The sequence below is a fragment of the Streptomyces sp. NPDC060209 genome (assembly GCF_042728155.1).
Classification (GTDB): Bacteria; Actinomycetota; Actinomycetes; order Streptomycetales; family Streptomycetaceae; genus Streptomyces.
In genome coordinates this window covers 1-12,058 of the sequence record NZ_JBHWZS010000262.1, presented here as the reverse complement: position 1 = coordinate 12,058, position 12,058 = coordinate 1, and the positions used below count along the sequence as shown (strand labels likewise).

The 12,058-nt window shown below is 72.8% G+C and carries 7 protein-coding genes; 4 read left to right on the top strand and 3 right to left on the bottom strand.

Annotated features, from left to right (window positions below; genetic code table 11):
* Window positions 1–470 precede the first annotated feature (470 nt).
* Entirely contained in the window at window positions 471–2,582 is a 2,112-nt protein-coding gene (locus tag ACFWFI_RS33630) for an asparagine synthase-related protein (RefSeq protein WP_387397780.1), read from the top strand.
* A gap of 232 nt (window positions 2,583–2,814) precedes the next feature.
* Here the strand turns inward: ACFWFI_RS33630 and ACFWFI_RS33625 are convergent, their stop codons facing one another.
* Together ACFWFI_RS33625 and ACFWFI_RS33620 are read right to left on the bottom strand one after the other, a co-directional pair.
* Window positions 2,815–4,893 (bottom strand): sigma-70 family RNA polymerase sigma factor, encoded by a 2,079-nt coding sequence (locus ACFWFI_RS33625; RefSeq protein ID WP_387397777.1) that lies wholly within the window; start codon window positions 4,891–4,893, stop codon window positions 2,815–2,817.
* Between the two features lie 240 nt (window positions 4,894–5,133).
* On the bottom strand, window positions 5,134–5,946 hold the full coding sequence (locus tag ACFWFI_RS33620) for a TetR/AcrR family transcriptional regulator (protein ID WP_387397775.1): 813 nt from the start codon (window positions 5,944–5,946) through the stop codon (window positions 5,134–5,136).
* Window positions 5,947–6,329: 383 nt separating this feature from the next.
* On the opposite strand from ACFWFI_RS33620, the gene ACFWFI_RS33615 reads away from it, so the two are divergent.
* Window positions 6,330–7,718, top strand: coding sequence for an NAD(P)/FAD-dependent oxidoreductase (locus ACFWFI_RS33615; RefSeq protein WP_387397772.1), 1,389 nt, complete (start codon window positions 6,330–6,332; stop codon window positions 7,716–7,718).
* 333 nt (window positions 7,719–8,051) lie between these two features.
* Window positions 8,052–9,716, top strand: coding sequence for an ATP-binding SpoIIE family protein phosphatase (locus tag ACFWFI_RS33610; RefSeq protein ID WP_387397769.1), 1,665 nt, complete (start codon window positions 8,052–8,054; stop codon window positions 9,714–9,716).
* A 7-nt stretch (window positions 9,717–9,723) separates the two neighbouring features.
* Here ACFWFI_RS33610 and ACFWFI_RS33605 read toward each other — a convergent pair whose 3' ends face one another.
* Window positions 9,724–11,022: an MFS transporter gene (locus ACFWFI_RS33605; RefSeq protein ID WP_387397783.1), complete on the bottom strand. Its 1,299-nt coding sequence runs from the start codon at window positions 11,020–11,022 to the stop codon at window positions 9,724–9,726.
* A gap of 142 nt (window positions 11,023–11,164) precedes the next feature.
* On the opposite strand from ACFWFI_RS33605, the gene ACFWFI_RS33600 reads away from it, so the two are divergent.
* On the top strand, window positions 11,165–11,722 hold the full coding sequence (locus ACFWFI_RS33600; protein WP_306103775.1) for a MarR family winged helix-turn-helix transcriptional regulator: 558 nt from the start codon (window positions 11,165–11,167) through the stop codon (window positions 11,720–11,722).
* Window positions 11,723–12,058 lie beyond the last annotated feature (336 nt).

Here is a 12,058-nt window from a genome sequence, read left to right as displayed (position 1 = left end):
CACCGGGGGGATGCGCCGGCCCGCACGTGGCCGCCCCGCGACGGGCCGTCCCGGGGTGTCGCCATGGACCTGCGGGAGACCTGCCCGCGACCCGGGGAGGACCGTGTGCGGGCGCCCTCGGCGCGCCGTCGGGGGCGAAACGCGCGGTTCCGTCGCGATCGGAAAATGGCCGGATAGTGCCGGTCGGGCAGAGTGCGGCGCAGCCGCCCGGCTATGGCCGGATTACGTAGGTTCCATGGCCCGACCGAGGCGGGGGCCGCCTTCAGGGGTGGCCGCGGCAACTCCCGGAAGGCCCAGCTCCGTTGCGGGGGTGACCGCAGAGCCGTGGTCAGGCTTTTGCCAGGGGCGCATGCACATCCGGTGTGCGCCGCCCGTACCCCCTCCCGGGCGCCGTTGTCGTGGCAGCATGTCCCGCAACGGCGGCCTTGTGTCCTGGCACGCCGGTTCGTCCACAGCCTGTGGAGGCGGCGATGCGTTGGTTGGTGGGGTGGAGCAGTATCGCCGCGAGCTTCGGCACCGTGGGCGCGGTCGGCCACCACGGGGAGGGGCGCACCGTGCATCCGGTGGGCTCCCAACTCCTGTGGGGGGACCCGGATCCGCTCTGGGCCGTGGGTGACTGGCGCCCCGACGAGATCCGCATCGTCACGGTCGCGACCCCCGAGGGTGCGCCCACCACCCGCCTCGCCGTTCTCGGCTGCTGCGGGGCCACCGACGAACAGCTCCGCGTCGGGCTGCTGGCCGCCCGTGGCGGGGCGCTGCGTCATCTCACCGCCTGGCCCGGCAGTTACACGGCCGTCGTGCAGATCGGCCGCCGCATCACCGTCGCCGGAGACCTCGCCGGTGCCCGCCCCGTCTTCCACACTCCCTGGGCCAACGGCACCGCGTACGCCACTGCGGCCCTCCCGCTCGCCGACCTCATCGAGGCGCAGCTGGACATCGGACATCTCGCCGCGCTGCTGGCCTGTCCCGAGACCCCGGAGGCGCTGGGCGACGGCACGCCGTACACGGGGGTGAAGCGGATCCCGCCCGGGCACGCGCTGATCCTCCGGGAGGGCTCGCGCGAGATCACCGGTTACGAGGCGGTGGCCTCCCTCGCCGTGGCGGCCGCCCAGACCGACCCGGTGAGCGCCGTCGAAGGCGTACGGGACGCGCTCGTCGAAGCCGTACGCGCACGGCTCACGGCCCCGCGACACGCCCCGGAGACCCTGCCGCCCGACCCCGGACCCGTCCCCGGCATGGGACCCGCCGAACGGCGCGCGGCCCGTGGGGCGCCCGTCCCCGGCATCGGCTCCGACCTCTCCGGCGGCAGTGCCTCCGCCACACTCGCCCTGCTGGCCTCAGGACTGCCCGGGCTGCCGGGCACCGTGCTCGGCCATGGCACGGGCGCGGGCGAACGGCTCCTGGCCGTCACGTTCAACGACCTCTCCGCACAGGGCCGCGAGGAGGAGATGGAGCGCGCCAGGGCCATCGCCGCCAATCCCCGCCTGCACCATGTGGTCGTGGCGGCGGGCGAGGAGGCCCTGCCGTACGCGTCGCTGGAGAGCGGCCCGCTCACCGACGAACCCGCCCCCTCCCTCGTCGTCGCCGAACGCCACCGCCGCCGGCTGGCCGCGGGCAGCGCGGACCACTTCGTCGGGCATGGCGCCAGGCAGGTCCTGGACGCGCACCCGGCACGGCTGGCCGACCTGCTCATGGACCGGCGCAGACGCCACCTCCTGCGGCCCGTCGCCGCGCTCGCCAGGGCCGAAGGGCCCTCCACCCACTCCCTGTTCGTGCCGCTGGCCGTCTACCGGGCCGCCCGCCGGCTGGCCCGTACGTCGTACCGCACCGGGCTCGAGACGGCGGCGTCCCTGCTGCCCGACGCCAATCGTGACGCCCCCGACCTCGACACCCCGGCCGACGCCTCGCTCGCCTCCCTCACCTGGTCCCGGCCCGGCCCGGCCGCGCGCTGGCTCACCGGGGAGGCTCTCGCGGAAGTATCGGTTCGTCTCCAGGAGGCGGCGATCCGGCCGGCCTCGGTCCAGCGTCCCGGGGAGGCCAGGGCCCGTGCGGCGCTGGCCCGGCACGCGGCGGACCAGCGGATCCTGGAGCAGGCCGCGGAGATCCGCAGCCAGCGACTGCACGCCCCCTACCTCGACAACCAGGTCGTCCGGGCGGCCCGCGCGCTCCCGGAATCGCTGCGGGTCCAGCCGGGTGCCCGGGCCGCGATCCTGCGCCGGGTCCTCGCGGGCGCCGGTATCCACGACCTGCCGCCCGGCTGGGGCACTCCGTCACAGGCCACCTCCACCGCGGCCGGGCGCATCGGTCTGCGTACCGCCCTGCCCGAACTGATCGCCCTCTTCGACGCCCCGCTGCTCGCCGACGCGGGCCTGATCGAGGCACGCGTCGTACGCAAGGCGCTGCGCGCGGCCTCCGAGGGCGAGCCCCTTCCCCTGGACGGCCTTGCCGAGCTGGCGTCCACGGAACTGTGGCTCCGCCGCCTGGTCACCCGCCGGGGCACCTGCTGGACCGGCACGGCGGCGCCCCGGCAGCGGGCGGTGGCGGGCGGCGTCGTCCCGGCCCGCCGCACCCTGCAGCCGTAGCAGCACACGCGCCCGGTACGTCTTCTCGAAGGGCAGCCCGTCGAGGAGCCGCCGAGCCCGACTCGGGCACCCCCCGAGGCCGTCTGCGCGCCGCCCTCGCCCTGTGGCCCGGCGGCGGCTGCGCGGGTGTGCGAGGGAGCCGGGGCCCGGGCCGTACGAGGAGGAGAGCGCGCTGGGACGCGACCTGACACCGGAGGGGCCCTCGGCCTCCTGACCGATGTCGCCGAGGAGCTCAGCGGCAGCTGATGCGCGAGTCCGCCCAGTCGGCCAGCGCGACCCCGCCGAGCGGTCCCTCCGGCTCCACGACGAGCCGGATCGTCCTCCGTCCCTCGATGCCGACGCTCACCGGTACGGCGGGCTCACCGCCGCGCATTACGGGTGACTGCCACAGCCGCGCCCCTTCACCGTCGTACACGGAGAAACGCACGGCGCCGAGCCCCAGGGTGAGGTCGTCGACCCCGGCCATCGCGTCGTAGCGGGTGCACGTCCGGTTGAGCTGGACGGTGACCGACGAGCGGGAGGGGGCGGTCACCCCGTGGGCGTACGTCGTGGAGGCGATCGATAGTCCCTGACGCTGCCAGAACACACCGATGCTCCGGCCGAGCAGGATCTCGGGACCGGTGTGATCACCGGTGACGGAGTACGCCAGCTCGTTCACCTGGTAGACGTCCGGCGCGGGCACCTTCGGAGCGGGCGTCGGCGTGGGCTCCGGCGGCGTGGGCTCGGGCGTGGGTTCCGGGGCGGGCGGTGTCGGTGTCGGCGTGGGGGTCGGCGTGGGCTCGGGCGTCGGTGTCGGCTCCGGGGCGGGCGGCGCCTCCGGCGCGGGTGAGGCCGGAGGGGTCGGCGGCCGCGGGGTCGGTGCCGGCTCCGGCGGTGACGCGGGCGTGGGGGCGGCGGGTGCGGTGACCGGCGGCTTGGCCACAGGCTTCTGTTCCGGCGCCGGACGGTCGTCACCGACCAGGGCCCATACGAGACCCGCGGCGGCCGCCACGGCCACCGCGGCGGCGATCCCGGCCTTCAGCGGAGCGCCGAGGCCTTCCGACGCGGCGGCCCCTCCTGCCGCACCTCCCCCGGAGGAGGCGCTGCCCGTGGCCGCCGCGGCGGCTCCGGCACCGGCCGCCCCGGCCGCGCCACCCGCCACGATGCCGGCCGCCTTGACCGCGTAACCCGCGGCGAACCAGCCGATGACGGCGACCGGCAGCAGAGCCGGAATGCCGGCGTTGACCCGGTCCAGCTCACCGGCGGCGATCCGGCACTTCGCACACTCGTCCAGATGCTTGCGCAGCCCGCGTTCCGCCCGGGTCCGCAGGCCGCCACGGGCATGGGCGCCGAGCCGGTCGGCGTACTGCGCGCAGTCGCCGCCGGCTGTCAGTGACTGGCTCACGTGGGCCTGCAGGTAGGCCTGCTTGAGCCCTTCACGGGCCCGGACGGCCAGGACCGCCGTGGCATTGGCCGTCAGGCCGAAGAGCGGGGCCACCTGGCTCGGCGACTCCTCCTCCACGGTGGTGTGCCACAGCACGGCCTGCCAGCGTTCCGGCAGGCTGCGGAACGCCTGCATGGCCATCGACCGGTCCGCCTCGTGCATGGCAAGCACATCGGCGCCGAGGTCGAGGGTGTCGGCCTCCGACAGCTCGGCGGATCGAGCGGCCTGCGCGGCGAACACCGCGAAGTCGTCGACCAGATGCTCGCGCTTCGCACTCCTGGTCCACGCGGCGGCGACATGCCGGACAGCCGTCATGAGGTAGGCCCGGACCGCCTCCTCCGGCCCCTTCCCGCCGCGCACCGCCTGCAGCGTCCGGGCGAACACCTCGGCCGTCAGGTCGTCGGCGGTGTGCGCGTCCCGGCAGCAGGTACGGGCATAGCGGCGCACCGCCCCCGAGTGGCGCCGGAACAGCTCCTCGTACGCCTGGTCGTCGCCCGCGCGCATGCCCTGGATCAACTGTGCGTCCGAGGGGCCGAGATCGGCGGATCCCGCGCGTCCCTCACGCTGCAGCGGGACCGCGTACGCGGCGCCGGACTCCGTGCCCGGCTCCTGTCGCACCCCGCCTTCGGCGGGCACCGGCGGCCAGGGCCCGGGCAGCACGGTGCCACCCTCGGCGGAGCCGTCCGGCTGCCCGGTCCCCGAACCCGCGTCGGCGGGGCCGATCGGCTGCCCGGTCCCGGAACGGTCCGGCGGCAGTGCCTGGCTCGGCATCCGGCCCGGCACCCGAGCGGCTGACGGGTCGCCGGGCTCCGTCTCCGTGCCTCCGCCGCCCTTGCCCGCGGCAGCGATACCGTCGGCCGGCTCTTCCTGCTGCGCCTCACCGCTCATCGCGGAAGCCCCCGTATGCACCCTCGGACCCGAATACCGGGGCCAGAGTGCCACAGAGCCACGCCGCGACGAACCCTGAGCATGAGCAACCACTCGTCCGGGGTGTCTTCCCGTACCCGGAGGGCGTGACATCGCCCGGACGGGGAAGGAGCAACGCCCCCCGGCCGCACGGGTGTCCGGCCGGCGGGAGGCGTGTCCCACCGGCCGTCGCCGCTGCGCGGCGAGGCCGCGCAGCCGGACCTACGCCGGACGGGAGCGGAGACCCTCCAGCAGGATGTCCAGCAGCCGGGCCGAAGCGGCGGCCTGATGGGCGGGATCCGGCAGAGCCGGTGCCGCCGTGGCGATGACCAGCAGCACATCGGCCACCGTCACATCGCCCCGCAGCTCACCCGACTCGCAGGCACGGCTCACCAGCCTGCCCACGACCTCGAGCAGCTCGGCCGCTCCCGGATCGTCGTCGAGCCCCTCCTCGAAGGCCGGGCGCCGGCCGTCCGCCCGCAGACCGGGCTGATCCACTCCCTGGCGCTGATGCGGGACACGCGTCTCGCCGTCGGCGGCGCCGGGCCCCGCCGTCGCCGCCTGCTCGTCCTGCTCGGCCCCGACGCGGAGCACCTGCGGCGGCAGCAGCCGCCCGGCGCCCGAGGCCACAGAGGTCCGCAGGAAACGGGAGAGCGCCGACCACGGCTCGTCCTCCTGGCCGAGGGCCGAGCGCGCCTGATCGGTCAGCCTCGCGGTCTCCTCCTCGGCTATCCGGCGCACCAGCACGTCCTTGCTCGGGAAACGCCGGTAGACCGTACCGACGCCGACCCGGGCGCGGCGCGCCACGTCCTCCATCGGCGCGCCGTAACCCAGCTCGCCGAACACCTCTCGCGCGGCGCGCAGGACGTGTTCGAGATTGCGCTGTGCGTCCACGCGGAGCGGCGCCGAGCGGGCCGTGCCGCCCGTGGCTCCAGCCGACGCGACGGTCCCGACCGTGCCCACGGGACTCAGCCGCCCACGGTCCTCAGCAGAAGAGACGACAGCGCTCGGCCCCTGCAAATCCTGAATGTGCATAACTTCCCCCGGTTATGACGTCTCCCCCCGGAGACTTCCCGCCGTGTCCGTCGGTGTGTGGACCTTCGTCCGAATCCGACACCCCGACGGGGTACGAACATAGTTGAGCCCGGGTCAATTCAGAAGGGGGTAGTTCCGCACGGAGCGCCCCCCGATCGGAGCAAGGACCGGTTGGACCCTGATTCGACCCCCGCGGGCCGGCCCGCCCGCCGTACCTGACCTGCACAGCTCCGGGAAAAGGCGGTGGCCGGGACCCGCCGGGTGATCGAAGTGCTCCGGTCACACAATTTGCCGGGCCTGTGGACAAACACAGGACTCCGTTGCGTCATGGGATGGTGATGGCACCAGATTCCCGGGGGGCACCCCCCGGCACCCGGCCCAGTGTGCGCATTCTCGTCGTCGGCGGCGGCTACGTCGGGATGTACACCGCGCTGCGTCTCCAGAGGAAGCTGCGGCAGAGACTGAAAAGCGGCGAGGCCGAGATCGTGGTGGTCACGCCCGACCCCTACATGACGTATCAGCCCTTCCTGCCCGAGGCCGCCGCCGGTTCGATCTCGCCGCGCCATGTCGTCGTGCCCCTGCGCCGGGTCCTGAAGAACTGCACGATCGTCATCGGCGAGGCGGAGCGCGTCGACCACGCCAAGCGCACCGTGACGGTCACGACACTCGCCACCGGCGAGGACGGCACAGGCGCCCTCGAGATCCCGTACGACGAGATCGTCCTCGCGCCCGGATCCGTGTCGCGCACCCTGCCGGTTCCCGGCCTCGCCGACTTCGGCATCGGCTTCAAGACCGTCGAGGAAGCCATCGGCCTCCGCAACCACGTCATCGAACAGATGGACATCGCCTCCGCCACCCGGGACCCCGCCATCCGTGACGCGGCCCTCACCTTCGTCTTCGTCGGTGGCGGATACGCGGGCGTGGAGGCGCTCGCGGAGCTCGAGGACATGGCCCGGTACACCTCGCGGTACTACCACAACATCAAGCCCTCGGACCTGCGGTGGATCCTGGTGGAGGCGACCGGGCGCATCCTGCCGGAGGTCGGCGAGGCGATGGGCAGGTACGCCGTCAGGGAACTGCGGGGCCGCAACATCGACGTACGGCTCGACACCCGACTGGACAGCTGCGAAGGCCGGATCGCCGTACTGAGCGACGGCTCACGCTTCCCGACCCGCACCCTGGTGTGGACCGCGGGCGTCAAACCCGCGCCGATCCTCGCCGCCACGGACCTCCCCCTCACGGAGCGCGGCCGGATCCGCTGCACCGCGACGCTCTCCGTCGAGGGCGCCGAGCACGCCTGGGCCGCCGGCGACGCGGCGGCCGTCCCGGACCTCACCTCGTCCGAGCCGGGCGCGGAGACCGCGCCGAACGCCCAGCACGCGGTCCGCCAGGCCAAGGTCCTCGCGGACAACATCCTGGCCACGCTCGCCGGCCGGCCGGCCGAGGACTACCGGCACTCCTACGCCGGATCCGTCGCCTCGCTCGGCCTGCACAAGGGTGTCGCGCATGTCTACGGGCGCAAGCTCAAGGGCTATCCGGCCTGGCTGATGCACCGCGTCTATCACCTCAGCCGCGTACCCACGTTCAACCGGAAGGCGCGTGTCCTTGCCGAGTGGACCCTGGCCGGACTCTTCAAACGGGAGATCGTCTCCCTCGGTTCGCTCGAACACCCGCGCGCCGAATTCGCTCTCGCCGCTCGTGGACACGTACACCCGGGGCCTCCCGCGGACACCCCGCCGAAGGGAGACGGGCCACCGGACACGTCAGGTTGATCCGCGGGCCGCCGGGTCGCACCGGCATGCCGGGAGAAGGGCCGCGGTTCAGCGGATGGACCGACTGCCGTACGGCAACTGTCAGTACGGTCGGTCAGACTGGGCGTGTGACCATAGGTGGGCTCACACCTGCACAGAGTTACCCGGCAGACAGTCACCTACAGTGACCGGCAGCGAGGACCAACAGCACGAAGAGGCCCGGCCGCGCGTTTCCGGAAGCCAGGCCCCGGTGCCCCGGCCCTGTATGAGAACCGGCAGGGGACCGGCCACAGGACCAGCAGAAGAAGCAGCTCGCCCGAGCGGACCAGACCGACACACGAGGCCAGAAATTCCGTGAACTTCACGCGCTGGAGCGCCCGCCTTCCCGGAACGCAGCGTCGAGCCGCAGCGCGGGACGACCACAGTTCCGTACCCGCCGCCCGCGCCGAGTCCGTACGGCCGGAGGCCACGGTCACGCCGCCGGGCGACACCTCGGAGCCCTCCGCCCCCGGCCCCTCCCTGGAAGCCCTGTCGGCCCGCGAGCTCCTCGGCCGGCTTCCCGCCCCCGTCGCGCTGCTCCACGGCCCCGAACACCGCATCACCTACGTCAACGCCGCCTACACGTCGGCCTTCGGCCCCCGCCCGTGCGGCGCACCCGCGGCCGAGGCCATGCCGGAGCTGGCCGAGCTCAGCCTGCTCCCCCTCATGGACCAGGTCCTGCGCAGCGGCACCCCCCGTACGGTCAAGTCCCGCAAGGTTCTGGCCGGCAGCTCGTACACGGTGACCTGCACCCCCGTGGCCACCGGCGATCCGGACGGACCTGACGGGGAGGCAGGCGTCCTCGTGTACGCCACCGATGTCACCGACCACGCCGAAGCGGCGGAGCGGCTCCGCGCCAGCGAACGCCGCCACCGCGAAACCGCCGTCACCCTCCAGCGTTCCCTGCTCCCGCAGGACCTCGAACAGCCGGACGACCTGCGCATCGCCGCCACGTATCAGCCGGGCGGCACGGACGCGGCGGTCGGCGGCGACTGGTACGACGTCATCACCCTGGGCGCCGGCCGGACCGCGCTCGTCATCGGTGACGTGATGGGGCGCGGCGTACGGGCCGCCGCCGTCATGGGCCAGCTGCGCACCGCAGTCCGCGCCTACGCCCGCCTCGACCTGCCGCCGCACGAGGTGCTCCAGCTCCTCGACGTCCTCGCCGCCGAGATCGACGCCAGCCAGATCGCCACCTGCGCCTACGCCGTCCACGATCCGAACGAGGGGCACCTCGTCTACGCCTCCGCCGGACACCTCCCGATCCTCGTGTGCAACGAGGACGGCACGGTCCACCGCGCCGAGGACCCGACCGGACCGCCGCTCGGTACGGGTGGCTGGGTCCACACATCCGGGACGATCCCCCTGCCGCCCGGCTCCACGGCCGTGCTCTACACGGACGGCCTGGTCGAACGCCGCAGCGAGGACATCGACGAGGGCGTCGCGTCCCTGGAGCGCGCCCTGTCCGGCGCAAAGGGATCGCCCCAGGTGGTCTGCGACCGGCTCATCCGTTCCCTGGGCGTCACCGCGGAGCACGACGACGACGTCGCGGTGCTCGTGGTCCAGCACCCCGCTCGTACGGGAGCGAGCGCGGAGCTCTTCCACAACGCCTCGCTGGAACTGCTCGGTGGTATCGAGGCCGCTCCCAGGGCCCGCGCCTTCGCCACGGGTGTCCTGGCGTCGTGGCGCTTCCCCGTGGAGCTCTGCGACCTGGGGGTGCTCGCCGCGAGCGAGCTCGTGGCGAACTCCCTGCAGCACGGCACCCCGCCCATGCGCCTCGGTCTGCGCCGGACCGACCGCCGTCTGATCATCGAGGTGACGGACGGGGACGACCACCTGCCGCGCCGCCGACGCGCCGAACCCGCCGACGAGGCGGGACGCGGCATCTCCATCGTCGCGACCATCGCCTCGTCCTGGGGCAGCCGCCGCACTCCCGGCGGCGGCAAGGCGGTCTGGTGCGAATTCGCGCTCCCCGGCTGAGCTCGCCTCAGCGCACGACGGTGGGAGCGGCGACCGGCCCGCTCTCCGGCAGCGACACCGCGACCACCCGCGAGGGCACCGCGGCGAGCGAGGGCTTGTCCTGTACGGGAGTGAGCTGACGCCCGAGCTTCAGCGCCAGCACGCTGATGCCCAGCGAGAACAGCACGAAGGTCACGATGTACGGACCGTGCAGTGCCGCCCCCATGGGCCCGCCCACGGCAGGCCCGACGGCCAGCGCGAGCTGCTTCACCAGAGCGAACGCCGAGTTGTACTGACCGACCATGGCCTCCGGCGCCAGGTCTGCGACGAGCGGTGCCACCGTCGGCGACAGCATCGCCTCACCCAGCCCGAACAGGGCGTACGTCGAGATCATCGCGGCCGTCGCCATGGTCTGGCTGCCGTGTCCGAGACCCGCGTACCCGGCCACGATCCAGGCGAAGGCCCAGATCAGACCGACCCACGCGATGACCCGGCTGCGACGTCGGCGCTCCACGAGACGGAGCACGACGAACTGCGCGGCGACGATGACCGCCGTGTTGGCCGCCAGCGCGATACCCAGGGTGGACGGATCGATTCCGGCGGCCTCCGTGCCGTAGGCGGCGAGGCCGGACTCGAACTGTCCGTAGCAGGCGAAGAAGATCACGAAGCCCAGCACGCACAGCTGCACCATGGCCCGGTGCGAGAGCAGCACCCGGAGTCCGGCCTTGGGCGCCGTGCCGTCTGCGGGCACCGCGTCGGTGAGGGAGGGGGCACGTGGCATGCGCACGGTGGCCGCGACCACGCCGAGCACCAGGAACATCGCCGCCTCGATGAGGAACAGCAGGGTGAAGCTCGACGGACGGTCGACGTCCACCAGCTGCCCGCCGACCAAACCACCGATGCCGAGCCCGAGGTTCTGCAGGAAGAACTGCATGGCGAAGGCGCGGGTACGCGTCGCGGAGCTCGAGCACCACACCAGCATCGTGGCGAGGGCCGGCTGCATGACGGCGGTGCCCGCTCCTAGTACCGCGGCGGAGAGCACGGCGGACGTCACGCCGTTCGAGACGCCCAGGGCGCAGGCGCCCACCGCGGCCGCGCCGGAGGCGACGACCAGCACGGGCAGGGGGCCGCGCCGGTCGATGGTCCGGCCCGTGAACGGCAGCACGGCCAGCGCCGCCATGGCGAAGACAGCCAGCACGACACCCGCCGTACCGGCACCGAGATCCCGCACCTGCGCCACGTAGACGTACAGATACGGGACGGTGAATCCGAGGCCGAACGCGCTCAGCGCACTCCCCAGCTGGATCCGCCGCAGCGCTGCACCCATCTCCCTGGTCACACTCACCTACCTCAAGACACGAAGAACATTCAAGAACACAGACCCGTAGACTTTAGCACTAAAATTAGATGCTTAACTCTTGACCTTGAAGGACTTCGAAGGCGATGGACAGCGTGCGATACTGCCCGCCATGTCTGACACCACCGAGCAGCCCGAGCTCCAGGAGCCGAGCCTCGACGAGCAGATCGCGGCCTACCAGCGCGAATTCAGGGACCTCGACCCGCAGGTCGAGCAGATCGTCTCCGCGCTGGGCAGGCTGAACCGCCGGATGAACGTCGCCTACGGCAGACAGGTCGCCGCCCTCGGCATCAGCAACGCCGAATGGGAGGTCCTCAAGACCCTGGTCCTGTCCGGCACCCCTTACCGGCTGGGCCCGGGCGAGCTCGCCAAGCGCCTCGGGCTCACCCCCGCGGCGATGACCCACCGCATCGACCGCATGGCGGGCGAAGGCCTGGTCACCCGGGACAGGGACGAGAACAACCGGGTCCGCGTCATCGTCGAGCTGACCGATGAGGGTCGTACGAAGTGGCTCGAGGCGATGCGGATGGCCACCACCTTCGAGGAGGACCTGCTCCAGGACCTCTCGGGCGACGAGCGCGGAGCGCTGGGCGAGATCCTGATCCGGCTCCTGCGCCGCGTGGAACACGAACAGCCGGACGCCGGCGGCCGGCTCACCGACCTGGGCTGAGGGCCTGAGGCGGGGGTGAGGGGAGGGGTTGACACACCCCCCTCCCGTCCGTAAGGTTCGTCGAGTTGCCACGGAGCCGGTACGGTCCGGCGGCAGCCGATCCCGCCGCGAATGCGGCAACCAAACTCAGCACGATCTCCCACCGGGGAGAATTTCGGCATGCCGGAATTCAATTCACAGGCTCGATTATGAGTCGCCGGGAGAATCCGCTAGAGTTTGAGCGTCGGAACGGCCCAAGGGCCGGGAAGACGAACCCCGCTGACTGGGAATCAGGCCCGAAAGGATCTGATAGAGTCGGACTCGCCGGAAAGGGAAACGCGAAAGCGAAGAACTGGA

Excerpts from the sequence above, each read along its gene's own strand:
- ACFWFI_RS33630 (WP_387397780.1), top strand. The coding sequence starts at position 471 with ATGCGTTGGTTGGTGGGGTGGAGCAGTATCGCCGCGAGCTTCGGCACC.
- ACFWFI_RS33625 (WP_387397777.1), bottom strand. The coding sequence starts at position 4,893 with ATGAGCGGTGAGGCGCAGCAGGAAGAGCCGGCCGACGGTATCGCTGCC.
- ACFWFI_RS33620 (WP_387397775.1), bottom strand. The coding sequence starts at position 5,946 with ATGCACATTCAGGATTTGCAGGGGCCGAGCGCTGTCGTCTCTTCTGCT.
- ACFWFI_RS33605 (WP_387397783.1), bottom strand. The coding sequence starts at position 11,022 with ATGGGTGCAGCGCTGCGGCGGATCCAGCTGGGGAGTGCGCTGAGCGCG.
- ACFWFI_RS33600 (WP_306103775.1), top strand. The coding sequence starts at position 11,165 with ATGTCTGACACCACCGAGCAGCCCGAGCTCCAGGAGCCGAGCCTCGAC.